The organism is Nonomuraea sp. NPDC050022, assembly GCF_044460705.1.
Taxonomy (GTDB): domain Bacteria; phylum Actinomycetota; class Actinomycetes; order Streptosporangiales; family Streptosporangiaceae; genus Nonomuraea.
In genome coordinates this window covers 285,710-308,416 of the sequence record NZ_JBITKE010000004.1, presented here as the reverse complement: position 1 = coordinate 308,416, position 22,707 = coordinate 285,710, and the positions used below count along the sequence as shown (strand labels likewise).

Genomic DNA, 22,707 nt, shown 5'->3' with positions numbered 1-22,707 from the left:
TGAGGAAGTCGAAAGATCGCGCGACCCACGCGTTCCCGATGACCTCGCCGAGGAGGCGGTACGACATGAACACCGCGAGCAAGCTAGGTGCCTACGCTGTGGGGCTGGCCGTCGTCTTCGGCGGCGCCCTGGGCGTCGGAAACGCGTTCGGGGAGGGCACCCCCGCACCGGCGCCCCCGAGCCATGGGAGCGCCCACACCACTCCCACTCAGGCCGGCGCAAAACCGCAGGACGATACCCCCGGGGGGCTGCAGGTGTCCCAGAACGGCTACACCCTCAATCCGTTGACCACTGTCAAGACCGGCGAGCCCACCGATTTCCGGTTCACTGTGACAGGGCCCGATGGCAAGCCGGTGACCGACTATCAGGTTCAGCATGACAAGAAGCTCCATTTCATCGTGGTCTCTCGTGACCTGGCGACGTTCCAGCACCTGCACCCCGAACAGGCCGGCGACGGGGTGTGGTCGGTGAAGCTGACGCTGGACGCCCCTGGCGCCTACCGGGCCTTCGCCGACTTCGCCCCCGCGGGCGGAAGTGGCCTGACACTTGGTATGGATGTGCCGGTCGCGGGCGAGTACGCGCCGCGGGCCCTGCCTGCGGTCAGTCGTACGGCGCAGGTGGACGGCTACACGGTTACCCTGACGGGCGACCTGGTTCCCGGCCAGGCGAGCAAGCTCACGCTGAGCGTGAGCAAGGACGGCAAGCCGGTGACGGATCTGCAGCCATACCTGGGGGCGTACGGCCACCTGGTGGCGTTGCGGGCCGGTGACCTGGCCTACCTCCACGTACATCCGGAAGAAAGCGACAAGGCCGGGCCCGAGATCACCTTCTACGCCGAAGTGCCCAGCGGCGGCGACTACCGGCTGTTCCTGGACTTCCAGCACGCCGGCAAGGTACGCACCGCCGATTTCACCGCCCGAGCAGGGGCCGGACAGCCCAAGCCCGCGGCGGAGCCGAGTGTCAGCCCGTCCCACGGCGACGACCACAAGCACTGAGCAGAAAGGGGGAGTGATGTCTTCCCTCACCGAAGGCAGAGCTGTCGAACTCACCATCGGCGGCATGACGTGCGCATCCTGCGCCAACCGCATCGAACGCAAACTGAACAAGCTTGAAGGCGTGACCGCGACCGTCAACTACGCGACGGAGAAGGCGAAGGTCACCTTCCCCGAGGGCATTGATCCGCAGCAGTTGATCACTGAGGTGGAGAAGGTGGGCTACACCGCCGCCCTGCCCGCCCCGCCCAAGACGGAGGCGCAGCGGCAGGAGGAGCCGGAGGACGAGCTGCGGCCGCTGCGTCAGCGCCTGCGCACCTCGTTGGTGCTGAGCGTGCCGGTGGTGGCGATGGCGATGGTCCCGGCGCTGCAGTTCACCAACTGGCAGTGGCTGTCGCTGGTGCTGGCCGCGCCGGTGGTGGTGTACGCGGGCTGGCCCTTCCACAAGGCCGCCTGGACCAACCTCCGGCACGGCGCCGCGACCATGGACACGTTGATCTCGCTGGGCACGCTGGCCGCGCTCGGCTGGTCGCTGTGGGCCCTGTTCTTCGGCACCGCCGGCACGCCCGGCATGACGCATCCCTTCACGTTCACCATCGAGCGCTCCGACGGTTCGGGCAACATCTACCTCGAGACGGCGGCGGCGGTGACCGCGTTCATCCTGGCCGGTCGCTACTTCGAGGCCCGCGCCAAACGCCGCGCCGGCGCGGCACTGAAGGCGCTGCTGGAACTGGGCGCCAAAGAGGTCGAACTGGCCGACGGCCGCCGCATCCCCACCGAGCAACTGCAGGTCGGCGACACCTTCGTCGTCCGGCCGGGCGAGAAGATCGCCACGGACGGCGTGATCACCGAGGGCAGCTCCGCGGTGGACGCCTCGATGCTGACCGGCGAATCCGTGCCCGTCGAGGTGAAGCCCGGCGACGCGGTCACCGGCGCGACGGTGAACGCGGGCGGCCGCCTGATCGTCAAGGCCACCCGAGTGGGCGCGGACACCCAGCTGGCGCAGATGGCCAGACTGGTCGAGGAGGCGCAGACCGGCAAGGCGCAGGTGCAGCGGCTGGCCGACCGCATCTCCGGGATCTTCGTACCGATCGTGATCGCGTTGGCGGTCGGGACACTCGGATACTGGCTCGGCACGGGCAACGGCGCGGCGGCGGCGTTCACCGCGGCGGTCGCCGTGCTGATCATCGCCTGCCCCTGCGCGCTGGGCCTGGCCACGCCGACCGCGCTGCTGGTCGGCACCGGGCGGGGCGCACAGCTGGGCATCCTGATCAAGGGCCCGGAAGTGCTGGAGTCGACCCGCAAGGTCGACACGATCGTGCTGGACAAGACCGGCACGGTCACCGAGGGCAAGATGACCCTGGTCGCCGTCCACCTCGCCGAGGGGGAGAACCGCGAAGAGGTCCTCAGGCTGGCCGGCGCGCTGGAGCACGCCTCCGAGCACCCGATCGCCCAGGCCATCGCCCGCGAGGCCCGATCCGACGCCACGGTGGAGGACTTCGCCAACGTCGAAGGGCTCGGCGTACAGGGCATCGTCGACGGCCACGCGGTGCTGGTAGGCCGTCCCCGGCTGCTGGCGGAGTGGTCCCAGCACCTGCCCGTCGACCTGGAACGCGAGCTCGCCGACGAGCAGGCCAAGGGTCGCACCGCGGTCGCGGTCGGCTGGGACGGCCAGGCCCGCGCGGTGCTGGTGGTGGCCGACGTGGTCAAGCCGACCAGCAAGCAAGCCATCGCCGACCTGCGGGCACTCGGCCTGACGCCGGTGCTGCTGACCGGCGACAACGAGGCCGTGGCCCGTACGGTGGCGGCCGAGGTGGGCATCGACGAAGTCATAGCCGAGGTGCTGCCCGCCGACAAGGTCGACGCGGTCAAGAAGCTGCAGGCCGAGGGCAAGGTCGTGGCCATGGTGGGTGACGGGGTCAACGACGCCGCCGCGCTCGCCCAGGCCGACCTGGGCCTGGCGATGGGCACCGGCACCGACGCGGCCATCGAGGCGTCCGACCTGACCCTGGTCAGGGGCGATCTGCGGGTGGCGGCCGACGCGCTGCGCCTGTCCCGCCGCACGCTGTCGACCATCAAGGGCAACCTGTTCTGGGCGTTCGCCTACAACGTGGCCGCCCTGCCGCTGGCCGCGATCGGCCTGCTCAACCCGATGATCGCCGGAGCCGCGATGGCGTTCTCCAGCGTGTTCGTGGTGAGCAACAGCCTGCGCCTGCGCCGCTTCAAGTAATCCATTCGCGTGGCCGAAGGCGCTCACCGCCTTCGGCCACTCAGTGGTGGTACTGGTGCACCACCGCATGGCCCTTGCCCCGGGAGATCAGCCACTTGTTCACCGGCGTCGTCACCACGAAGGCCACCACCAACGACCCGGCCAGCGACGCCCAGAACAGCCAGCTGGTCAGACCCGCGTCCATGGCACCGGGCACGGCCACGACCACCGCGTTGTCCATGATCTCCATCACCACGATGGAGACGGTGTCCGCGGCCAGCGCCACCTTCAACGCGTCGCGAAAGCCGAGTCCGGCCCGCAGCACGCCACGCATGGTCAGCCCGTAGCCGAACACGAAGGCCAACACCACCGACAGCACCACGGTGGTGAAGTTGGACAGGCCGGCGGCGGTGCCGATGACCATGCCCAGCACCTCGCCGATGGCGCATCCGGTCAGGCAGTGCAGGGTCGCCTGCGCGGCCACCGTCCACGTGGCCGCGGGCGGGGCGTGGTGACCAGTAGCCGGGTGATCGCTGTGGTCCATGATGTTGCTCCTTAGCCGGCGTCGAGCCTTGAGCATACTCATAGGGGGTATCTCGCCGCATTTGTCGGGTACGGCGGCGTGTATCCAGCTCGCCGATTCGTAAACTGGCCGGGTGCCGAAGCTGTGGAACGAGACGATCGAGACGCACCGCCGTACCGTGCATGACGCGATCCTGGACGCCACTGTCGAGCTGGTGCGCGAGCGTGGGCTCCTGGCGGTGACGATGTCGCAGATCGCCGAGAAAACCGGCATCGGCCGCGCGACGCTCTACAAATACTTTCCCGACGTCCAGACTATCCTGCTGGCCTGGCACGGCCGCATGGTCGCCGGGCATCTGGAGCACCTCGCCCAGGCGGTGGAGCGCGAGGGCGACGCCCGGCTGCGGCTCGAAGCCATGCTGGAGACGTACGCCCTGATGCATCGGCGAATGGCGCGGCATGGCTTCAGCCCCGATCTCGTCATGCTCCTGCACCGGTCCGAGGACGCCGGCCGCGCCCAGCGGCGGCTGCATGACATGCTGCGCGACGCGCTGACAGCCGCCGCGCGGGCCGGTGACGTACGTGACGACATGGCGGCGGACGAGCTCGCCGCCTTCTGCACCCACGCGCTGCAGGCAGCCGTCGACCTGTCCTCGGAGGCCGCGGTCAAGCGCCTCGTCTCCCTTACCTTGACCGGGCTGCGACCGCGCTGAGCTTGCCTTCAGCGGGATTCAGTGAGGGCCTGCGGAAGACCGGCGGCGGCGCCGGAGATGGCCGATGATCAGGACGGCTTTCGCCAGAGCCATCACCAGGATGATCCCCAGGACGGCGTCCGAACCCAGTCCCGCCCGCTGCGGGATCGCCAGCGCTCCGGCGGCCAGCCCCACGTGCACGGCCACGGCCAGGACGGCGGCCAGCGTGAGGCCGAGCGTCAGGTAACGGCTCCGGCGCGGCGGGGCCGTGGCCGGGACGGGGCTCGTGGTTCCGTCGGGGCGGCGCCAGTCCACGCTCAGGTGGTCACGCCTGCCCATCCTGGTGATGTTCCTGGTGAGAAGGGCTTGCACACGCTGTAACCGGTCCTCGTCCACGGCTTCGACACGCACCGTCAATCCTTCCGGGGTGGCCCGCAGGGTGCAGGTGCCCCAGTCGAGGTTGATTGTGCCGTCTGTCTCGGACCAGTCTGCTTTGACGCTTTTGGGTCTTTCGCCGCCTATGTGCGGGCCGTGGCCGGGGCCGGTGGGCAAGCCGCGGCTCATCTGGTCGGCATGGCGGCAGAGCTGGACGAGGTAGCGACTGGCGCGATCGGTCGTGATGTGAGCTTCGGCGCGTTGCATGGCTGTCCTTTCAAGGTTTCAGTACAGCATGCCTATGATATATACACTATGTCTCGAAAAATCGTGAGGAGCGCGGAACGGCGGGTCGTAGGCTGGTCGTATGGTGAAGACCGCAGCACGGCAGCCGGTACCCGCCCGGCGTGCGGACGCCGAGCGCAACATCGCCGCGATCCTCCAAGCGGGCACCCGGCTGCTCAGCGCCGACCACACGGCCAGCGTGGCCGACATCGCCAAGGCCGCCGGGGTGGGCAGAGTCACCCTTTACGGCCACTTCCCGTCGCGGGAGGCGCTGGTGGACGCGGTGCTCGACCACGCGGTCGGCGTGGCGGAGGCGGTGCTAGCGGACGATTCGATCGACACGGCACCCGCGCCCGAGGCCATGGCCAAGCTCCTGCGGTCGTCCTGGGAGATCCTCGACCGGCACCGCCGCCTGTTCCTGGCCGCCGACCGGACACTGGCCACGGAGCGGATCAGGGAGCACCACGACCGGCCGCTGCAGCGGGTGGAGCGGCTCATCGCGCGCGGTCAGCGCGCGGGCGACTTCCGCACCGACCTGCCGCTGGCCTGGTTGGTGACGACGTTCTTCTCGATCATCCACAGCGCGGCGCAGGAGCGTGAGACCGGGCGGCTGGCGGCCGAGGAGGTCGAGCCGGTGCTGATCAAGACGATGCTGGCGCTGCTCTCCAAGCCCGCCTGACCCCGGCCTGCCTCCGCAGGCTCCGCGTCCCGAAAAAAACCCTACCTGTGTATGGTTCACGGGTGCTAACTTGAACATCAGTGTTCGAGTTAAGGAGACTTCGGATGAGTCTTGGCACGCCTTCCGCCCAGACACGCACGAGCGGGTGGGGCCTGCTCGTGCTGCTGTGCCTGGCCCAGTTCATGTTGATCGTCGACATCACGGTGGTGCAGGTGGCGCTGCCCACCATCGGTACGGACCTCGCGCTCGACCGCGAGTCGCTGACCTGGGTGGTGACCACGTACACGCTCTGCTTCGGCGGCCTCATGGTGCTCGGCGGGCGGCTCGCCGACGCGTGGGGCGCCCGTCGCACGCTCATGATGGGGCTGGGACTGTTCACGGCGGCCTCGCTGGTGTGCGGGCTGGCCGGGAGCGGCGTGATGCTCATCGCCGGGCGGGCGCTCCAGGGCATCGGAGCGGCGCTGCTCTCCCCGGCGGCCCTGGCCGTCATCACCAGCACCTACCAGGGCGAACGGCGCGGCCGGGCGCTCGGCGTCTGGGCGGCCATCGGCGGTACGGGGGCGGCCCTGGGCGTGCTGCTCGGCGGCGTGCTGACCGCCGGGCCGGGCTGGACCTGGGTGTTCATCGTCAACGTACCGATCGGGCTGGTGGTGCTCGCCACCGTGCCCGCCGTCGTACCGCCCACGCCCGGGCGGAGCGAGCGGGTCGACGTACCCGGCGCCCTGGTCGTCACACTGGCGACGGCACTGCTGATCTACGGGCTGGTGACAGCGGGCGACGCGGGCTGGGGCGCGGTGGGCACGGTGCTGCCGCTGGTGGGGGCCGTGCTGCTGTACGCGCTGTTCGTGGTCGTCGAGCGGTCGGTACGCGCACCGCTCATGCGCGCCGAGACCCTGGCCAGGCGGCCGGTGATCTCGGGGACGTTCGTCATGCTGATGGCCACCGGGCTGATGCTGGGATTGTTCTTCCTCAGCTCGCTCTACCTCCAGAACGTGCTGCGGTTCAGCGCGCTGGAGACCGGGCTGCTGTTCCTGCCCGTGGCCATCGCGATCACGATCGGCGCACAGCTCGGCGGGCATCTCATCGGCCGGATCGGCGGCCGGCCGGTGGCGGTGGCGTCCTTCGTGGTGACGGCGGCCGGGGCGGCGCTGATGACCCGCATCTCGCCCGACGCGAGCGCGTACACCACGCTGCTACCCGGCTTCGTGCTGGCCGCTTTGGGGATCGGGCCGGCGTTCGTGACGGCCACCACCACGACCATGGCGAACATCCCGCCCGGCGAGAACGGCGTCGCCTCCGGCGTCATCAACACCTTCCACGAACTCGGCGGCTCGATCGGGGTGGCTGTCGTCTCCACGGTCGCCGCGTCCAGCCTCGTACCCGGCTCGACGGCGGGCATCGGCGGCTTCGTCTCGGGGCTCACGCTGTGCGTCGTCGCCGCGGGCGCCGCGGCGGCCATCGCGCTGTGGCTGGTGCCGCCGGGCAAGCCCGCGGCGGCGTTCGTCGGCCACGGCCACGGACACGGCCACTGACGGGTACGACGCGCGTGGGCCGGGGGGCCAGGCCGTCGAGGCCGGCGCCCAGCTCGCGGGCCTGATGAACCCCGAGGGCCGCTAATCGTCCTCGCGGAGCCGCTCCAGCCGAGTCTGGGCGAACGAGCGGATCGCCTCATCCCTGGCCATGGCCGCGTGCGCCAGGAGGTCCGTGTCGTCCTTGTGGGACAGGCTCGCGGCGGCCGCCCCGGCGAACAGCCGGGTCAGCGGGTCGCCTTCTTCCATTCGGATGACGATGCCGGTCCGGTCAGACTCCTCTTCGTCCTGGAGGATCAGCCACTCCACCAGTTCCTTGAGCTGACCCGGGGGCAGACATGACGCCCCTGCCTCAAGCTGCTCGATCGAGGCCTCGGTCAGGAACTCGAGGATCTTCCAGCGGATGGCGCGATCGGGGTCGAGGCTCAGGTTGATGACCTGCGCGAGGATGGGCCCGTGCCGCCCGTCAGTGCTCGCCAGCGCGACGGTGATCGCGTTGTACCGGGTGTTGCGGACCGGGCTGGACAGCAGGGCCGGGAGCTCGTCCATCATCGGGGCCGCGAGCTCGGCCAGCTCGGAGAGCAGCCAGGAGGCCACGCCGACGACCACCTCTTCGCCGCTGTGAAGGAGCCTTGCGAGGTTCTCGACGGGGTATCCCGCGTACAACTCGCTCAGCAGGTCATTGGCGGCCTCGCCCATGATCTCGTCGTCGGCCGGATGCGTACGAATACGCTCGATCAGATCGTCGCCTGTTTGCGTCTGCATCGACTACTCCCAGTATTCGCCGTTCCAGTACGGCTTCCGGCCCATAGTTCTCTCGAACTCGCTGGCATCCGGGCTCCCCCCGGCGCTGGGTCCGCTCCCGGAATCCTGGTGGAACTCCCGCCGTTGGATGCTCTCCTCTAATTTCTTGATATTTTTTTCTTCCCTTTCGATTCGCTGCGCGTGCCCGACCTCATAACCCTTGACCTCCTCTTCTTTCTTTCTGACCTTGAGGCTTCTCTTCATCTCGGACAGGGCCTTCCTCGCCTCCGCCTCTGTCATGCCCCTGGCGCTGGTCGGGGTCTCCTCATGGATTCTTCCGTCTCTCTCCACGCGGTAGCTCTTGTTGCTTCTTCCTCTGCCGAGAAAGCCGCGGCCTCTACCTCGGTTGCCCCCGTTCCCTCGATTGTTGTTGCGGGGAGACATCCGGGCGATGCCGTTCTCGGCCGAGCGGGGGCCGGACGACGCCCTCATGCCGGCGGGCCGCACGGGCACTCCGCCGCGCGGGCCGGCCAAGGCCAGGCGCCCGCCGGACCCGCCGCCGCGGCGCGGGAGATCGTCCAGGATGCGGCGCATCGGCTCCTTCAGCCTCCTGATGACCACCTCCCCCACTCGCTTGCCCGTGATTTCCATGCCCTCGGCCTGGGCTCTCCTGAGCTGGGCCCGGGCCAGTCTCATCCGTACCAGGGCCAACGAGACTCCGGTCACGCCCCCGACCGCCAGCAGCTTCGCCACGGTGACCGCCGTGGCCGCCGCCTGCATGCCTGAGACGACCTTCACCGCCGAGACCACGGAGGCGGCGCCGTCCAGGGTCGCGGGCGCCACGGATAAGGCCTGACTGGCCTGCGCGAGGGATCCGCCGTTGACGCCGAGCCTGTTCCACTGGGTCTGCATGGCTTCGGCGGAGCCGCCGTGGTAGTTCTGCTGCGCGCCGCGGACCGCTGTCTCCGCCTGTGTCGCCGATGTGAGCGCGGTCGCGGCGGTGCCGCGCATGGCGTTGGCCTCGGCCCGCATCTCGTCTTCGTTGATGTTCGGCCAGTGGCCGATCATCTGCATCATCCCGGCGGCGGCCGGGTCGAGCATCACCGCCATATGTCACCGGCGTTCCGCGCGTTCGCGGCCTCGGCTTCGGAGTTGTTCCTGACCACGCGGTGGAGTCCGTCGCCGGTTTCGCCGAGCGCCGTGGACAGGGCGGTGAGCGCGGCCATCGAGGTCTCGCGGGCATCGGCGTAAATGCCGGCGAACATGCCGAACATGCCGTCGTCCCCCCAGGACGAAACGCCGTCCCCTCGCTGTACGAGAGGGTTGAGCGCGGCATCGTGCTCTTCTGCGTGGGTTCTGAGCCGGGAAGCGTCTTGTCCCACTGCCCCCAGGCTGATCTCCAATCCCGTCATGCCGGATGACCATACCTCGACATTTTTCCCAAATGCGCGCGGCGCTGAAAGTTTTCATCGGTCATCGGTACGGAAGAAGAGCGGAAGAAAAACGGAAGAGCGATCTCTTAATATTCTCCGACGTCGGTCACGACCAGTTAGGAAAGCGATAACCGAGTGCCCGCGCTTTGTGCCATCGCGGCGGGCCCCTTCACCGAACCCGCACGGAGTCGACGTGTCTGTACCCACCCCAGAGCAGGACGCGGCGTTCCTGGCCGAGTACGTGGACCGCTGCCGGGAGGTCATTCGTGGCCTGTACGCCGCGCAGACGGCCATCGGACGGCTCGAAGGCCAGGCGGAGAGCGCCGACGGTCTGGTGTGGGCGACCGCTGACGGCCAGGCCCGGGTGACACGGCTGAGCATCAACCCGCGGGCGCTGCGAAAGAACGAGCGGGAGCTCGGCCGCGAGGTGACCGAGGTGCTCCAGGCGGCCCAGAACGACGCCGCGCGGCAGGCGCGGGAGGTCGTGGACAAGGCGTCGAGCCGTGCCGACGCCCTGCCGGAGCCGCTCGACGAGACCTTCGTCCGCGCACGGGGCGAGCAGGCCATCCGCGATCTCATCTAGCTCATCCAGGAGGCACAGCGTGTACTTTCCGGAGAACGACTTCGGCGTCCGGGACGTGGACGGGCCCGCCCGCGAGGGCGCGCGGATGATGGCCGCCCTGGAGGCGGCCCAGGAGGACCTCGACAAGATCGTCGGTACGGCCAAGAGCCGGTCGGGCCACGTCGAGGCATCCGTGAACCCCGAAGGCCGCGTGCTGAACGTCTCCTTCGGCCCCCGCGCTCTGCGCATGGGCAGCCAGGACCTGGCGGAAGAGGTCATGGCGACCCTCGACCTGGCGGGCGCCGACGCCCAGCGCCAGGCCGACGCCCTCCTGCGCGACACCCTTCCCGGGTACGACCTGGAGCAGGCCGCGGCCGACCTCCGGCGCGTCATCGGCGACTGGCGCTGACCTACGACGCCGGCGGCGTGACCTCGACACGAGCGGGGTCAGGCCGCCCACACTCTGTGGGTTCAGTAGGTGATGAATCCGTACAGCGCCATATGGTTCGACTTCGTGCCGCTCACCGTGTGATCGATGCTCGACGGCTGCACGGCGCCCTTGACGAACAGATAGTCGATCTTTCTGGAGCCGGACGTCACCTTCGCCCCATAGCCGGTCATGCCGAAGCCGCTGAGCGTCGTGGGGGCGATGTTCGTACGATTCGCGTCGATCCCGATCACCCGGATCGTCGAGGCGTTCATCAGACTGGTGGCGTCCGCGCCGACGTGGATGCCGGAGTTGGCGATGCCCGTGTCGCCGGCGCCCGCGCAGGCGTTCGCTCCGTTCTGTTCCGGAAGGTGCATGGTCGCGGCGAAAACCGTGGTGCCCGTTTCCTTGATCGTGAACTTCGCCGCGATGGCGCTCGTACGCTTCCATTTGTAGGCGTTGGTGCTGCCGTCGTCGTTGCTCGGCGGCTTGTACAGCGTGCATCCGGCTCCGCCACCGTACGATGTCCCGGGCTTTAACCAGCCCGCACTCCAATACGCGGAAGTGTCGCCCGTCGCCAGGCTCAGCGTTCTGGTGTTGTAGACGATGCCGTTGGTCTGCTTCTTCTTCAGGTCGCCCAGCGCCTGCTGCGAGCACTTGTGCGTGGAGCCCCACACCTCGGGGTCGTCCCAGGCCACGATCGCCTTGTAGGTGCCCGCCGGATATCCGAACTTGGCCGAGAGCTGGTCGGCGTAGGCCGTGGCCTGTCCGGTGCCGCGTACCTGCTGCACGATCAGGAGATCGGGAGCCTGCACGCCGGAGGTGCCCGTCTTGCCGTTGTCGTCGACCAGCATCGACGTGAGGTGGTCCGGCCCGGAGATCCGGGTGCAGGAGCCGTCGGCGTTGTTCCGCACCAGGTTCTCGATGTTGTTGTTGTAGACGCGCAGGACCCGGTCGGCCGCGGCCGTGGGCGCCGCTTGCGCCTGCGCGATGGAGGTCGTGGTGGTGGCCAGTGCGGCGGCGGCCGCGAGCGCGAGCGCGCCGGATGATCGATAAATGAACGACATGATCGCAGGGTAACGATCGACGCTGAGAGCACCCCGCGACCGTCAGGCAAACCCGGATCATTCCATGCTGGGGAGATCGATAGGTGGGAAGAGCGGGGGGTCGTTGGCCAGGTCGAACGCGGCGGCGAGGATGCTGACGACCTGCGGCATGGCCTGAGGCGCCAGCTCGTACTCGCCGCGCCGCCGTTGCGTGATCAGCCTGGCGCTCTGCAGCGCGCGGAGGTGGTGATAGAGCTGGCCACTGGTGGTCTGCTCACCGTTTCCGGCAAGGGACTCTTGGAGATCGGTGCTGGTCCGCCGCCCCTGTCTTAGGAGCGCGGCGAGCAGGGCCAGCCGCGGCTGACTGCCGAGGGTCTCCAGGATGTGGGCCACGGGCGCCCAATCGGCCGACAGCAAATCGGCGAGGGAGAGCTGCCGGTCCCAGAGAGTTTCGCCGGCGGCCAGCCGTGAGGCTCCGATGTAGCCCACTGTCCCGAGCTTGTCCTCTTTCTTCGCCTGCCGAAGCATGCCGGTGGCCGCCGCGCTGAGGGACGGCGACTCCGGCGAGCGTCGCGATGGGCCTGTGGTGTCGAGCCGACTCTCCAGGTGGGCGATCCGGCGTTCGAGTGCGGCGAGTCTGTCCTCGCTCATCGGGCTCTCCTACGTTATTCCATTATTACGGAGTAGCGTAGATTGTTGGCTCGGGCATGGCAAGGGTGAAGTCCGGTCCCGCGGTCGCGGCCTTGACGACCTATGAGAACGCCGCGACTGTAACCAGAAGCCCGGAGTATCGACGATGGGCTGGTCGGCATGGAGCGGGGACAGGGAGCGGCTCGATGGCGACAGGTAGGCCCTTACGCTCGCGACAGGAACATCAGGGCGAGCGAGCCGGACGGTCGCGGGCAGGAACCGCGGCAACCGGTCCCGGTCTACATTCCCCGCGATGTGCGTCCTGTGGCTCGACGACGCCGAGACCCATCTTGGCAGCGGCGGGCTCCGCCGCAACGATGTGCTGCGGTTGATCAACGGAAAGGATCACCACCGCGTCGTCATCGCCACTCTGCGTGCGGCCGAGGAGGCGCGCCTGACGGCACGAACCACAGAGGAAGGCCGCCAGGCCGTCAAAGACGTCACCGAGACCCTCGCGCAGGCGCGCAGGATCTATCTCCGCCGCATGTTCAGTGGTTCAGAACAGGAGCGCGCCCGCGCCAGGGCCTGGGACCGGCGCATCGCCGACGCTCTCGACCATGCCGCCGACTACGGCATAGCGGAATACCTGGCCGCCGGACCGGAGCTCCTCCGGGACTGGCAGAACGCCTGGAGTCCCAATACCGATCCCAGAGCTCCAAGCCACCCGTGGGCTGCGGCCCTCATCACCGCGGCGATCGACTTGCGACGTGCCGGGCACTCCGCCGTGGTCCCATGCACCCTGCTCGATCAGCTCCACGGGCACTACCTGTCGATCAGAGGAGGAACACGGTTGCGTCCCGAACCCCTTCAGGATGCCTGGGAGTGGGCGACACAGCCGCGCCGCGCCACCACCGCGCTGCTGCAGCCAATCGGAGGTGAACATGTCGAGGTCTTCGACTACCTCGTCGACGTCGTACAGCGTGACGCCCGCCCCGGACGCGAGGTCGACGCCGACGTCTTGCCGGCCGCGCTGCCTCACTGTGGACCCTCCGATGCGGACGCCATCGCCATCACCGCCTACAGCCGGGGCCGATTCGACATCGCGGTGGCCGGCTGGCGGGCTGCGGGCGCCCTAGCCGGAGAAACCCCCGCCGACACGCTTACACGACGCAACAACGTCGCCCGCGCGCTGCGCAAACTCGGGCAGCCTGAACAAGCCGCCGCTGAGCACCGCGCGGTGATCGCGGAGCGTACTCGCCTCCTCGGGCCCCGGCATCCCGACACCCTGATCAGCCGGGACAACCTCGCCAACGTCATGCGTGACCTGGGGCAGATCGAGGAGGCGGAGGCCGAGTACGAAGCGGTTCTGGCGAGCAGGACGAGCCTCCTCGGGGAGGCTCACCCGTACACCGTGGCCACACGGGAGCGACTCGCGACGCTGAGGGCGCAGCGCACAAAGGACAACTCAGGCCATTGAGGTTCCTGGATGCGTGGTGGTCAGCAGGCTGAGAGCCATCTGACGGACACGGCCCTGGACGGGATGCCGTTCGGCACCACCACGACGTGGTCCCATTCGTAGACGACGCTCGGTCCCTCGTCGCCTGAGGCGGGCACCATGTCGGGCGAGTCCAGGGGGCTCGTGCCCGTGCTGCCCACGCTGGCCACCACCCGCTGCTGGGCGTCCATGAAGACGAGCTGGCTGTGCCAGACGTCGGCGTGCCTGGTGAAGTCGGTATCGCTCACGGCGTGCACGTGCACACGAGTAGTGCCGCTCTCGATATAGACGTAACTGGGAAACTCCAGATGGCAGTCCCCGACCTTCCACGGGCTGCCGAACGCCCCTCGCGCGAAGAGTGAGCTCGATGTGAGCGACAGAATCCTGGAGTCCGTGGCGGCGTCGGCGGAGGCTGGGGTTGGGATGCCGAGCATGGCCGTGAGTGAGACGATCGCGGCGACGGTGAAGAGACGCGGTCTTGAGATGCGCATGGATCCCCCTGAAAGGCAGTCTTGCCCTTTAGGCGTTCCACGCCGTTCCTTCGTGACTCGGGTACTGTGCTGCGGCAGACTTGCCTAAGAACCGGTCGAAATGAGCCATGACGCAGCCAACCGCAACGAACTGGCCGGGCCGCCAGGAGGACGAGCTTCCCCCCGATACCTGGGGGCGTAGACAGTCGGCCGACTCTCCGTTTCCGTGGGCGTTCATCGTCTTGGTCGGGCTGTTGGTGGCGGGGCGGTTCCTGCTGGCGCCGTACCTGACGGCTCCGGCGTTGCAGACGTGGGCGACCGTGTTCGTGGCGGTGTGCGTGCAGGCGTTGCCGTTCCTGGTGTTCGGGGTGGCGTTGTCGGCGGCGATCACCGCGTTCGTGCCCGCCTCGTTCTGGACGAGGGCACTGCCGCGGCGTACGTACGCCGCGGTGCCGGTGGCCGGGGTGGCCGGAGCGGTGCTGCCGGGGTGTGAGTGCGCGTCGGTGCCGGTGGCTTCGGGGCTTATGTCGCGGGGTGTGCCGCCGGCCGCGGCGCTGGCGTTCCTGCTGGCCTCACCCGCCATCAACCCGGTGGTGATGGTGGCGACCGCGGTGGCCTTTCCCGCCAATCCTGAGATGGTGCTGGCCCGGTTCGGCGCCTCGCTGGCGGTGGCGGTGCTGGTGGGCTGGGTGTGGGCGCGGTTCGGGCGCGGGGAGTGGTTGCGGACGCCTCGCCGTACGAGCTCGCCGGGGCAGGGCCGGTGGAGCGCGTTCGTGGACGCGATGTGCCACGATCTGTTGCACGCCGGCGGCTTCCTGGTCGTTGGCGCGCTGGCCGCGGCGGCGCTGAACGTGCTGGTGCCCAAGCCCTGGCTGACGACTGTGGCGGGGGTGCCGGTCGTGTCGGTGCTGGTGCTGGCGCTGCTGGCGGTGTTGCTGTCGATCTGCTCGGAGGCGGACGCGTTCGTGGCGGCGTCGCTGACGGCGTTCTCACCGACGGCCAAGCTGGCGTTCCTCGTGGTGGGGCCCATGGTGGACCTGAAACTGATCGCCTTGCAGACCGGAACGTTCGGGCGGGCGTTCACCTTGCGCTTCGTGCCACTCACGCTGACGCTGGCCATCGGGGTCAGCTTCGTCACCGGATGGGTGCTGCTGTGAACCGCCAGACGCAGAGCCTGCTCCTGCTGATACTCGGCGGGGCGCTGCTGAACATCTCCGCCTTTTCCACGGATTACGTCAACTACGTCAAGCCGGGCTTCCGGCCGCTGCTCATCGGGGCCGGCGCGGTCCTGGTGGTGCTGGCCCTGGTGTCGCTCGTCCGGGCGGTGCGCGGGCGCGCCACAACCCACGATCACGCACACGAAGCCGCGCACGAGGACGAGGGCGGGCATGATCACGGGCGTGGGCCGCGGGTGGCGTGGTTGCTGGCCGTGCCGGTGTTCGCGATAGTGACGATCGCGCCGCCCGCACTGGGATCGTTCGCGGCCGGGCGCGAGGACTCCCCGTCCGCGCCGCCCCCGGCCAAGGCCGTTCCCTACCGCCCGCTGGCCGCCGGCGGGGTGGCCCCGCTGGCGATGGGCGAGTTCATCGGGCGCGCCTACGACCCGTCCGACACCTCGCTGGCCGGCCAGAAGGTCAAACTGACCGGCTTCGTGGTGACTTCGGCGAAGAAGAAACGCTGGTACGTCGCCAGGATGCAGATGAGCTGCTGCGCCGCCGACGCGCTCGCCCTGAAGGTGGCCGTCGAAGGCGTGCCCGCCCCCAGGGAGAACAGCTGGGTGGAGGTCACCGGCACCTGGATCCCGTGGAAGGGCAAGATCCCCAACGGCTACGTGATCCCCGCCATGACCGTTACTGACGTCACGAAGATCGACCAACCGGCCGAGCCGTACGAGTGAACCGGCGGCCGCGCAGGAGCGACCTCGGGAACGCCAGAGTCACCGATGCCCGGCCTGGGCGACCGCGTCCCTGCCACGAGGCGATCGGTGGCAGGGACGCTTTCCGGTCGAATGCGTCGACCGGCGTCCTGCCGCTAGCTCTTCGCCTTGATGCAGTACGGGCAGAAGGGTTCAGGGTCGACGCAGACCTTGACGCTGTCGGAGTCGTTGGCGGGATCGAGATCCAGTTCCTTGCCGTCGGCCGTGGCCGCGTTGGTCGTCTCTCCGACCGCTGTGGCCTTGGCCTGGATGGTCAACGTGGCCGAGGCGCCGCTGGCCAGCGTGCCGACGGTCCACATCCCGCTCGCCGGCGCGTAGGTCCCGTTGGAGGCCATGGCGGACACGAAGGTGAGGTTGGCCGGCAGCATGTCCTTGACCGTGACCCCCGTCGCGTCGTTCGGGCCGGCGTTGCGTACGGTGACGCGGTAGGTGACGGTCTGGCCCACGGTCACCTTGGTCGAATCGGCGGACTTGACCACACTCAGGTCCACGGCCGGGTTGACCTTGGTAACGGCGTCGCCGCTGGTGGAGGTCAGCAGCTCCGGCTCCGGGCCGAGCCGGTTCTCGTAGCCGACCGTTCCCTGGTTGGTCACCTCCCCGCCCGCGGCGTCCCGGCCGACCTTGACCTTGAACTCCACGGTGGTGCCGCCGGGTAGGCTCGCGGCGTTGGGCAGCGAGCCGCCGCCCGCGGCGGTGGCGCCGTTCCCGAGGGCGAAGGAGACCTTGCCGGCCGCGGCGTTGAAGTCGCCCTGGTCGTCGCCCGCCTGATCGGTCTTGTCCCCGCTGCCGGGGCCGTCGACCACCCGGAGCGAGCCGGGCACGTAAGTGGTCCCCGGCGGGACGGTGTCGGTGAGGCGCACGTTCTCCGCCGGGGCGCCGCCCCTGTTGACCGCGGTGAGCCGGTAGGTGATCACGTCGCCGACGTCGACCGGCCCCTGCGGGCTCGCGGATTTGCTGACGACGACGCACGGCGCGGTCGCGAAGGAGATGTCGTCGAGCAGGTTGCCGAAGGTAGCGTTCCCTCCGGCCGCCGAGACGGAACGGAAGGCGAACCTGGTGGTCGTCTGGCCCGCGGGCACGATGTAGATGCCGGAGTAGGTGCCCCAGCTCCCGGTGCCGTCCGACATGACCTTCTGTTGCACCGGGGACGCCGGATCGCCGATGTCCAAGGCCATCGTGTCGACCCCCAGCCGGCCGCGGTGGGACAGCCGCCAGTACAGCTTCGCCCCCGGGGTGGTCGCGTGCTCCTGGTACAGGGTCGAGACCTGGTTGGCGTTCAGCTCGGCGAGCTGCCTGCCCTCCTTGGGCGGGGTGTTGGCCGGGTTCGGCGGGCTGGCCCACAGCTCGATCATGTGGTCGGTGGCGGTGGTGAGCCAGCCGGGCACGTGGTTCGGCGCTCCGGTCTGCGAGGCGTCGGGGAACGAGGCCCACGTCCCGCGGCTGACGACCGGCTGCTCGAAACCGCCGTTGACCAGCGACACCTGGTCGGGGCATGAGGCGGGATCCGGCGCGACCCGCGAAAGCGCCGGGGCGGTGACGGCAGGTGCGGCCTCGGCCGGGACCGCACCGAACAGAGTCAGCGGAAGGGCCGCCGCCGCGAGGGCGGCGACCGGGTAACACATCCCTCGGATGCGCCTCATCGTGATGTTCCTCTCGTCGCAGAGCACTGCCTTCATCCACCGGGCCGGGGAAACCGGCACCGGCGCCGGATGGCAGCCTCGCCCGACGAGGGCACGCGGCGGCACGCGACACGTACGGTCGCACCAACAGTTGGCTTGATCTTGTTCAGCGCGTACACGACCCTCGGCGCCGCTGGGCGCCTGGGGCGGGTCACGCGCCCATCAAGTGTTCCCGCCGCGTTCGGGATGGATGGCGTCGGTGTGCTCGGTGTGGGCGAGCGCCAGGTCGAGCAGCATGCGTACGTGCGGGTCTTCCAGACGGTAGTAGGCCATCCGGCCGGAGCGGCGCGCGGCGACGATGCGGTGGGCGCGCAGCAGCCGCAGGGCGTGGGAGACGGCGGACTCGCTCTGGCCGGTCACGGCGGCCAGGTCGCACACGCACAGTTCGCCGTCCAGCAAGGCGACCAGGAGCCGCAGCCGGTTCGGGTCCGACAGCAGCCCGAAGATGTCGGCGGTGTCGGTGAGATCCTCGGCGGCCGGCATCCGCTCACAGACGGCGGCTACGCGATCGGCGTCGACCACTTTGGCGGCACAACCGTCCACCGCCATCACACCATCATCTGAAGAAGCATTCATATGAGCAAGATAGGGCGTCGCCTGGACGGCATGTCAAGCGTGCGGTCTTTGTCGGCATATGTCGCACAGCGCGGCCGTGAAGAGCAGTGCCGGTACTCTTCTACTTTGAGTAGAACACGGGCAGGAGGGGTGACGGTGCAGCTCGGCAACCTGGAGCGATCGGTCATGGAAGCCCTGTGGGAGCATCCCGAGGGCATGTTCGCCCACGTCCTCGCCGCGGAGCTACCGTCCCGGCCCGCCACCACGACGGTGTTGACCGTCTTGATGCGGCTCTCGAACAAGGGCATGGTCTCCCGCGAGCGCATCGGACGAGCGCACCTGTACAGGGCTACCGCGGACAAGGACGCCTTCGTCGCCGAGGCCATGCGCGCCGCCCTGAACGAGGCCGGCGACGTCGCGGCAGCCGTGCAGCGCTTCGTCGGAACGGTGACGCCGGAGGTGGCCGCCGCCTTGCGTGCGGCCCTGGGCGAGCGGGGCGGATCGGCGCGATGATCGCCTGGCTGGTCGCGGCCGGGATCGCGCTGCTGCCGGTGGCGCTCGGCGACCGGGCCGCGCGCAGGCTGGCCGGGGCGGCGTGGACGCACCGCTGCCCCCGCGCGGCGCTGGCGCTGTGGCAGGCGATCGGGCTGGCCGCCGGTCTGGGCGCGGTCGGTCTCGGATTGGTCGGCGCCGTCGCGCCGCTGGCCGCGGTGTTTCCGCACGGAGCGCACACCCTGGTCAGCCAGATCGTCAGCGGGCATGGCCTCGACGGGCTCGGGCCGGTGCATCTGCTGGCCCTGGCCTGGTCGGCGGGCCTGATGGGCTGGCTCGTCATCCACACGGTGCGCGTCGCCACCAAGACGATCCGGGAGCGAGGCCGGCAGCGCCTGCTGGTCGACGTGGTCGCCGATCATTCACCGGCGCATGACGTCTATGTGCTGCCTGTCGCCGAACATGTCGCCTACTGCGTACCGGGCAGAGACCGGCGGATCGTGCTGAGCCGGGGCACTCTGGAGCTGCTGAGTCCGAAGGAGCTGCAGGCCGTTCTCGGGCATGAGCGTGCGCATGCCCGAGGCCACCACGATCTGGCGCTGCTGCCTTTCGCCGCGCTGGCGCACGCGTTCCCGTGGCTGACCTCCGCCCAGACGGCGCGGCAAGCGGTCGCGGTGCTGGTGGAGATGATCGCCGACGATCACGCGTGCCGGGCGCACGGCGCGCTGCCTCTGGCGCGCGCTCTTGTCCGCATGGCGACCACCTCCGCATCTGGCCCGGGTCTCGCCACACTCTCCCTGGCCGACGCGGGAGTCGTCGAGCGCCTGCAACGGCTGCTCGGCGAACGCGCGCAGCCTCGCTGGGTGCCCGCGGCGGCGTACTCGACCGCCGGCCTCCTGCTCAGCGGCCCGGTGACCGTGCTGGTCGCGCCGCTGGTGTGCATCACGCTCTGACCGCGTCTCGCCTTATGACCCCTATATTCGACGTACGGTAGAAGTTCTACAAAGCGTAGAATCTAGCGGCCCGCGGCGCCGCGGAAACCCGCACCGTCCCGAAGAGCGGAAGATGACGAAGAACCTGAAGGTAACCCTCGGCATGGGCGCGGTCACGGCTTTGATCGTGACCCTGATCGTGGGAGCGGTCGCGATGTTCGGTCCCGAGCCCGCCAACACACCGACGTCCGCATCCGGTACGGATACCGTCCCGGCGCGGTTCCTGGTACGAGACGACAGCCACCGGCTCTCAACGGCCCCCGACGGCAAGGTCACGCTGGTCGAGTTCCTCGACTTCGAGTGCGAGGCCTGCGGCGCGGTCTTTCCGCACATGGAACGCATCCGTGCCGAGTACGCCGGGCGGATCAACCTGGTCGTCCGCTACTTCCCGATGCCCGGCCACCGCAATGGCGAACTGGCGGCACGCGTCGCCGAGGCCGCGGCCCAGCAGGGCAAGCTCGAGGTGATGTACGCCAAGCTGTTCCAAACCCAGGCGCAGTGGGGTGAGGCAAGCGCATCGAAGGAGGCGTTCTTCCTCGATCTGGCGAAACAGGCCGGCCTCGACATGACTGTCTTCAAGCGCGACCTCGATGCCGCGAAGACCGCCGAACGGGTGAAGAAGGACCAGGGTGACGGACTCGCGCTCGGCGTCCAGGCCACGCCGACGATCTTCTTCAACGGCGCGCCGCTGGATGTCGAGCCCAGCTACGACAACCTCAAGGCCAAGATCGACGCGGCCCTGACGTCATGACGGCGGTTTCCCGGCTCGATCGTCATGCGCTCGCTGCCGTACGTTCTCGTCCTGGGCGGGGCGCTGGGATTCGGCGCGGCGTTCCTGCTCACCGTCGAGCGGCTCAAACTGGCGGCGAACGCCGACTATGTCCCGGCCTGCAGCATCAATCCGATCATCAGCTGCGGCTCGGTGATGAGAACCGAGCAGGCCTCGGTCTTCGGCTTCCCCAACCCGCTGATCGGCATCGCCGCGTTCGCCTGGGTCCTCGCCGTCGGCATGGCCCTCCTGGCCGGTGCCCGCTTCCACGCCTGGTTCTGGCAAGGCCTGCACCTCGGCACCGGGGCGGGCGTCGTCTTCGTGCACTGGCTGATCTTCCAATCGCTGTACCGGATCGGCGCGCTGTGTCCGTACTGCATGCTCGTCTGGGTGGCCACAGTCGTCGTCTTCTGGTACATAAGCCTGGCCAACGTCGAGGCGGGCCGGATCCGGCTTCCCTCCGCCATGCACAACCTCGCGGCGGCGGCCGCGCGCTATCACACGGTCGTGGTGATGGCTTGGGGGCTCGTCATCGCCGGGCTCATTCTCCAGCGATTCTGGATGTACTGGACACTGTGGGCAGGCGGCCTTTGACAGGGTGCACGCATGAACTTCTATAGCTTGTAGAAAATTATGCTCAGGCGCCGAACTGGCGATCGTCCCTCGACGTATCTCCCATCGATCGCAGTTTGGGAGGCTACGTCATGTCTGCTCCGTTGAAATGCGCTATCACCACTCCGCCGAGCTTCGCCAGGGGATCTGCAAGACGGCCGACGGGAACTACGCGGTCACCAGCTTCACGACGGAAAAGGGGCGGAAAGACTGGCTGGATTATGCGCTGATGTACAAAGGCACCCATCTCGTCGGACGCCAGTGGGTCGTCACAGCCGAGTCTCCCGTGCTGGAGACCTTGCGCAAGAAACTGGGCGGCGAGCTCCAGAGCGGTGACGGCAGCGGCTCCAGCCGCGCTTCGGGCACGTGATCTCTCTTCCGGGTAAGGGCCGGGATCGCGTCGCCGCCCCGACCGTGCCCGGTTCTTCAGTGACCGGCGTGGCCGTCCGCGTTCGCCACCGGTCCGGGCGTCAGCCTGTGGTGGGTGGGGCCGTGCGGGTCGGCGCAGTGCTCGACGAGGCGGCGCAGGGCTCCGTCGTCGTCGAAGGCGTGGGTGTCGGGTGTGGCGTGGTCGATCTGCAGGGTCGTGTGCTCGATGCCGTGCTCGTCGTTGAGGTAGCCCTCGACGGCCATGCGGGCGGCGTGACAGTCGGCTCCCGGCGTCACCAGCACGTGGGCCGACAGGGAGAGGTATCCGGAGGTGACCTCCCAGATGTGCAGATCGTGGACCTCGACCACGGCGTCCAGGGCGACGATCTGGCGGCCGACCTCGGCCGGGTCGAGTTCGGGCGGTGCGGCCTCCATGAACACCCGTCCTGAGTCGCGGACCAGCCCCCAGCCGGCCTTGAGCATCAGGGCGGCGACCACCAGGGCGGCGATGGCGTCGGCGCGGGTCCAGCCGGTCAGCCAGACGACGAGCCCGGCCAGGGTGGTGGCGATGAAGGCGTACAGGTCGTTGAGGATGTGCTGGAAGGCGCCCTCGACATTGAGGCTGGAGCGGTTGGCCTTGGACAGCAGCCAGGTGGCTGCCACGTTGACGGCGATGCCGGCCAGCCCGGTGACCACCACGAACAGGCCCTCGACCTGGCCCGGTTCGATCAGGCGGCGGATGCCCTCGAAGGTGAAGTAGGCCGCGAGCAGCAGCAGGGTGATGCCGTTGACCTGGGCGGAGACGATCTCGGCGCGCTTGAGGCCGTAGGTGAAGCCGCCGCGGGGTGGGCGGGCCGCGATCCGCATCGCGATCAGCGCGAACATGAGCGCCATCGCGTCGGTGAGCATGTGACCGGCATCGGAGATCAGCGCCAGGGAGCCGGCGATCACGCCGATCACCACCTCGACGGCCATGAACCCGACGATCAGGGCGAGCGCACCGCTCAGATAGCGCCGGTCCGCTTGCGCGCTGACCGCATGCCCATGCCCATGCCCATGCCCATGGGTTCGGTCGTGCGTGTGTTGATCAGACATGCGCTGAGCTCCTTGTGCTGACATCTGCCCAAGTGTTCATATGTGCACATGATTGCGACTCCAGAGATCCCCGTCAATACGTCAGGGCGCCAAACTGTCTCGCTTCTACATATGAACA

Annotated in this window: 26 protein-coding genes; 15 read left to right on the top strand and 11 right to left on the bottom strand. The window is 68.8% G+C overall.

All coding sequences use genetic code 11. From position 1 onward, the window contains the following. Nucleotides 1-65 precede the first annotated feature (65 nt). Entirely contained in the window at nt 66-995 is a 930-nt protein-coding gene (locus ACIBO2_RS17965; RefSeq protein WP_397297948.1) for a hypothetical protein, read from the top strand. Between the two features lie 16 nt (nt 996-1,011). Continuing rightward, the gene (locus tag ACIBO2_RS17960; RefSeq protein ID WP_397297946.1) at nt 1,012-3,222 is read left to right on the top strand and encodes a heavy metal translocating P-type ATPase; all 2,211 of its coding nucleotides are present in this window, start codon (nt 1,012-1,014) and stop codon (nt 3,220-3,222) included. A 40-nt stretch (nt 3,223-3,262) separates the two neighbouring features. On the opposite strand, the gene ACIBO2_RS17955 is transcribed toward ACIBO2_RS17960, so the two are convergent. After that, entirely contained in the window at nt 3,263-3,745 is a 483-nt protein-coding gene (locus tag ACIBO2_RS17955; protein ID WP_358533851.1) for a DUF4396 domain-containing protein, read from the bottom strand. Between the two features lie 112 nt (nt 3,746-3,857). On the opposite strand from ACIBO2_RS17955, the gene ACIBO2_RS17950 reads away from it, so the two are divergent. Then, complete coding sequence (locus ACIBO2_RS17950) at nt 3,858-4,436, top strand: TetR/AcrR family transcriptional regulator (protein WP_358533848.1); 579 nt, start codon at nt 3,858-3,860, stop codon at nt 4,434-4,436. A gap of 18 nt (nt 4,437-4,454) precedes the next feature. Here the strand turns inward: ACIBO2_RS17950 and ACIBO2_RS17945 are convergent, their stop codons facing one another. Then, nucleotides 4,455-4,979: a DUF2218 domain-containing protein gene (locus ACIBO2_RS17945; protein WP_397298579.1), complete on the bottom strand. Its 525-nt coding sequence runs from the start codon at nt 4,977-4,979 to the stop codon at nt 4,455-4,457. Between the two features lie 178 nt (nt 4,980-5,157). Here ACIBO2_RS17945 and ACIBO2_RS17940 point away from each other — a divergent pair, with 178 nt between their 5' ends. Next, on the top strand, nt 5,158-5,754 hold the full coding sequence (locus ACIBO2_RS17940) for a TetR/AcrR family transcriptional regulator (RefSeq protein WP_397297943.1): 597 nt from the start codon (nt 5,158-5,160) through the stop codon (nt 5,752-5,754). Nucleotides 5,755-5,858: 104 nt separating this feature from the next. Continuing rightward, complete coding sequence (locus ACIBO2_RS17935; protein WP_358533839.1) at nt 5,859-7,286, top strand: DHA2 family efflux MFS transporter permease subunit; 1,428 nt, start codon at nt 5,859-5,861, stop codon at nt 7,284-7,286. Nucleotides 7,287-7,367: 81 nt separating this feature from the next. Here the strand turns inward: ACIBO2_RS17935 and ACIBO2_RS17930 are convergent, their stop codons facing one another. The 3 genes from ACIBO2_RS17930 to ACIBO2_RS17920 are packed head-to-tail and all read right to left on the bottom strand — an operon-like array spanning nt 7,368 to nt 9,439. Beyond that, nucleotides 7,368-8,048 (bottom strand): hypothetical protein, encoded by a 681-nt coding sequence (locus ACIBO2_RS17930; RefSeq protein WP_358533836.1) that lies wholly within the window; start codon nt 8,046-8,048, stop codon nt 7,368-7,370. A 3-nt stretch (nt 8,049-8,051) separates the two neighbouring features. Next, a complete protein-coding gene (locus ACIBO2_RS17925; protein ID WP_397297941.1) occupies nt 8,052-9,131 on the bottom strand; it encodes a hypothetical protein in 1,080 nt (359 codons plus the stop codon). Continuing rightward, on the bottom strand, nt 9,128-9,439 hold the full coding sequence (locus ACIBO2_RS17920; RefSeq protein WP_358533830.1) for a hypothetical protein: 312 nt from the start codon (nt 9,437-9,439) through the stop codon (nt 9,128-9,130). Before ACIBO2_RS17920 ends, ACIBO2_RS17925 begins: the two co-directional genes overlap by 4 nt. A gap of 214 nt (nt 9,440-9,653) precedes the next feature. Between ACIBO2_RS17920 and ACIBO2_RS17915 the strand changes: the two genes are divergently transcribed. Then, nucleotides 9,654-10,043, top strand: coding sequence for a YbaB/EbfC family nucleoid-associated protein (locus ACIBO2_RS17915; RefSeq protein ID WP_397297939.1), 390 nt, complete (start codon nt 9,654-9,656; stop codon nt 10,041-10,043). Between the two features lie 19 nt (nt 10,044-10,062). Beyond that, on the top strand, nt 10,063-10,431 hold the full coding sequence (locus ACIBO2_RS17910; RefSeq protein ID WP_358533824.1) for a YbaB/EbfC family nucleoid-associated protein: 369 nt from the start codon (nt 10,063-10,065) through the stop codon (nt 10,429-10,431). A gap of 62 nt (nt 10,432-10,493) precedes the next feature. On the opposite strand, the gene ACIBO2_RS17905 is transcribed toward ACIBO2_RS17910, so the two are convergent. Continuing rightward, nucleotides 10,494-11,516, bottom strand: coding sequence for a hypothetical protein (locus tag ACIBO2_RS17905; RefSeq protein WP_358533821.1), 1,023 nt, complete (start codon nt 11,514-11,516; stop codon nt 10,494-10,496). A gap of 57 nt (nt 11,517-11,573) precedes the next feature. Continuing rightward, entirely contained in the window at nt 11,574-12,146 is a 573-nt protein-coding gene (locus tag ACIBO2_RS17900; protein WP_358533818.1) for a helix-turn-helix domain-containing protein, read from the bottom strand. Between the two features lie 292 nt (nt 12,147-12,438). Here ACIBO2_RS17900 and ACIBO2_RS17895 point away from each other — a divergent pair, with 292 nt between their 5' ends. Further along, nucleotides 12,439-13,602 (top strand): tetratricopeptide repeat protein, encoded by a 1,164-nt coding sequence (locus ACIBO2_RS17895; protein WP_397297936.1) that lies wholly within the window; start codon nt 12,439-12,441, stop codon nt 13,600-13,602. 20 nt (nt 13,603-13,622) lie between these two features. On the opposite strand, the gene ACIBO2_RS17890 is transcribed toward ACIBO2_RS17895, so the two are convergent. Then, entirely contained in the window at nt 13,623-14,111 is a 489-nt protein-coding gene (locus ACIBO2_RS17890) for a hypothetical protein (protein WP_358533812.1), read from the bottom strand. Between the two features lie 107 nt (nt 14,112-14,218). Here ACIBO2_RS17890 and ACIBO2_RS17885 point away from each other — a divergent pair, with 107 nt between their 5' ends. Together ACIBO2_RS17885 and ACIBO2_RS17880 are read left to right on the top strand one after the other, a co-directional pair. After that, nucleotides 14,219-15,247, top strand: a complete 1,029-nt coding sequence (locus ACIBO2_RS17885; RefSeq protein ID WP_397297933.1) for a permease — start codon at nt 14,219-14,221, stop codon at nt 15,245-15,247. Then, nucleotides 15,244-15,987: a TIGR03943 family putative permease subunit gene (locus ACIBO2_RS17880; RefSeq protein WP_358533806.1), complete on the top strand. Its 744-nt coding sequence runs from the start codon at nt 15,244-15,246 to the stop codon at nt 15,985-15,987. Before ACIBO2_RS17885 ends, ACIBO2_RS17880 begins: the two co-directional genes overlap by 4 nt. A gap of 134 nt (nt 15,988-16,121) precedes the next feature. On the opposite strand, the gene ACIBO2_RS17875 is transcribed toward ACIBO2_RS17880, so the two are convergent. Then, nucleotides 16,122-17,666 (bottom strand): CARDB domain-containing protein, encoded by a 1,545-nt coding sequence (locus tag ACIBO2_RS17875; RefSeq protein WP_397297931.1) that lies wholly within the window; start codon nt 17,664-17,666, stop codon nt 16,122-16,124. Nucleotides 17,667-17,867: 201 nt separating this feature from the next. Beyond that, nucleotides 17,868-18,281, bottom strand: coding sequence for a metalloregulator ArsR/SmtB family transcription factor (locus ACIBO2_RS17870; protein ID WP_358533800.1), 414 nt, complete (start codon nt 18,279-18,281; stop codon nt 17,868-17,870). 105 nt (nt 18,282-18,386) lie between these two features. Here ACIBO2_RS17870 and ACIBO2_RS17865 point away from each other — a divergent pair, with 105 nt between their 5' ends. The 5 genes from ACIBO2_RS17865 to ACIBO2_RS17845 all read left to right on the top strand — a co-directional run bounded on the left by ACIBO2_RS17865 (nt 18,387) and on the right by ACIBO2_RS17845 (nt 21,495). Beyond that, nucleotides 18,387-18,773 carry a BlaI/MecI/CopY family transcriptional regulator gene (locus ACIBO2_RS17865; RefSeq protein ID WP_397297929.1) on the top strand — a complete coding sequence of 129 codons (387 nt, stop codon included), beginning with the start codon at nt 18,387-18,389 and terminating at the stop codon, nt 18,771-18,773. Continuing rightward, nucleotides 18,770-19,705, top strand: coding sequence for a M56 family metallopeptidase (locus tag ACIBO2_RS17860; RefSeq protein WP_397297927.1), 936 nt, complete (start codon nt 18,770-18,772; stop codon nt 19,703-19,705). Before ACIBO2_RS17865 ends, ACIBO2_RS17860 begins: the two co-directional genes overlap by 4 nt. A 112-nt stretch (nt 19,706-19,817) precedes the next feature. Further along, nucleotides 19,818-20,495 carry a DsbA family protein gene (locus ACIBO2_RS17855; protein ID WP_358533794.1) on the top strand — a complete coding sequence of 226 codons (678 nt, stop codon included), beginning with the start codon at nt 19,818-19,820 and terminating at the stop codon, nt 20,493-20,495. Nucleotides 20,496-20,519: 24 nt separating this feature from the next. Further along, the gene (locus tag ACIBO2_RS17850) at nt 20,520-21,107 is read left to right on the top strand and encodes a vitamin K epoxide reductase family protein (protein WP_397297925.1); all 588 of its coding nucleotides are present in this window, start codon (nt 20,520-20,522) and stop codon (nt 21,105-21,107) included. 127 nt (nt 21,108-21,234) lie between these two features. After that, nucleotides 21,235-21,495, top strand: coding sequence for a hypothetical protein (locus ACIBO2_RS17845; protein ID WP_397297923.1), 261 nt, complete (start codon nt 21,235-21,237; stop codon nt 21,493-21,495). A 56-nt stretch (nt 21,496-21,551) separates the two neighbouring features. On the opposite strand, the gene ACIBO2_RS17840 is transcribed toward ACIBO2_RS17845, so the two are convergent. Next, nucleotides 21,552-22,589, bottom strand: a complete 1,038-nt coding sequence (locus tag ACIBO2_RS17840; RefSeq protein WP_397297921.1) for a cation diffusion facilitator family transporter — start codon at nt 22,587-22,589, stop codon at nt 21,552-21,554. Between the last annotated feature and the right edge of the window lie 118 nt (nt 22,590-22,707).

Bases quoted from the DNA above. Each gene is read 5' to 3' on its own strand.
- ACIBO2_RS17965 (WP_397297948.1), top strand. From the start codon at position 66: ATGAACACCGCGAGCAAGCTAGGTGCCTACGCTGTGGGGCTGGCCGTC.
- ACIBO2_RS17960 (WP_397297946.1), top strand. From the start codon at position 1,012: ATGTCTTCCCTCACCGAAGGCAGAGCTGTCGAACTCACCATCGGCGGC.
- ACIBO2_RS17955 (WP_358533851.1), bottom strand. From the start codon at position 3,745: ATGGACCACAGCGATCACCCGGCTACTGGTCACCACGCCCCGCCCGCG.
- ACIBO2_RS17945 (WP_397298579.1), bottom strand. From the start codon at position 4,979: ATGAGCCGCGGCTTGCCCACCGGCCCCGGCCACGGCCCGCACATAGGC.
- ACIBO2_RS17940 (WP_397297943.1), top strand. From the start codon at position 5,158: ATGGTGAAGACCGCAGCACGGCAGCCGGTACCCGCCCGGCGTGCGGAC.
- ACIBO2_RS17935 (WP_358533839.1), top strand. From the start codon at position 5,859: ATGAGTCTTGGCACGCCTTCCGCCCAGACACGCACGAGCGGGTGGGGC.
- ACIBO2_RS17930 (WP_358533836.1), bottom strand. From the start codon at position 8,048: ATGCAGACGCAAACAGGCGACGATCTGATCGAGCGTATTCGTACGCAT.
- ACIBO2_RS17920 (WP_358533830.1), bottom strand. From the start codon at position 9,439: ATGACGGGATTGGAGATCAGCCTGGGGGCAGTGGGACAAGACGCTTCC.
- ACIBO2_RS17905 (WP_358533821.1), bottom strand. From the start codon at position 11,516: ATGTCGTTCATTTATCGATCATCCGGCGCGCTCGCGCTCGCGGCCGCC.
- ACIBO2_RS17900 (WP_358533818.1), bottom strand. From the start codon at position 12,146: ATGAGCGAGGACAGACTCGCCGCACTCGAACGCCGGATCGCCCACCTG.
- ACIBO2_RS17895 (WP_397297936.1), top strand. From the start codon at position 12,439: ATGTGCGTCCTGTGGCTCGACGACGCCGAGACCCATCTTGGCAGCGGC.
- ACIBO2_RS17890 (WP_358533812.1), bottom strand. From the start codon at position 14,111: ATGCGCATCTCAAGACCGCGTCTCTTCACCGTCGCCGCGATCGTCTCA.
- ACIBO2_RS17885 (WP_397297933.1), top strand. From the start codon at position 14,219: ATGACGCAGCCAACCGCAACGAACTGGCCGGGCCGCCAGGAGGACGAG.
- ACIBO2_RS17875 (WP_397297931.1), bottom strand. From the start codon at position 17,666: ATGAGGCGCATCCGAGGGATGTGTTACCCGGTCGCCGCCCTCGCGGCG.
- ACIBO2_RS17870 (WP_358533800.1), bottom strand. From the start codon at position 18,281: ATGAATGCTTCTTCAGATGATGGTGTGATGGCGGTGGACGGTTGTGCC.
- ACIBO2_RS17860 (WP_397297927.1), top strand. From the start codon at position 18,770: ATGATCGCCTGGCTGGTCGCGGCCGGGATCGCGCTGCTGCCGGTGGCG.
- ACIBO2_RS17855 (WP_358533794.1), top strand. From the start codon at position 19,818: ATGACGAAGAACCTGAAGGTAACCCTCGGCATGGGCGCGGTCACGGCT.
- ACIBO2_RS17850 (WP_397297925.1), top strand. From the start codon at position 20,520: ATGCGCTCGCTGCCGTACGTTCTCGTCCTGGGCGGGGCGCTGGGATTC.
- ACIBO2_RS17845 (WP_397297923.1), top strand. From the start codon at position 21,235: ATGCGCTATCACCACTCCGCCGAGCTTCGCCAGGGGATCTGCAAGACG.
- ACIBO2_RS17840 (WP_397297921.1), bottom strand. From the start codon at position 22,589: ATGTCTGATCAACACACGCACGACCGAACCCATGGGCATGGGCATGGG.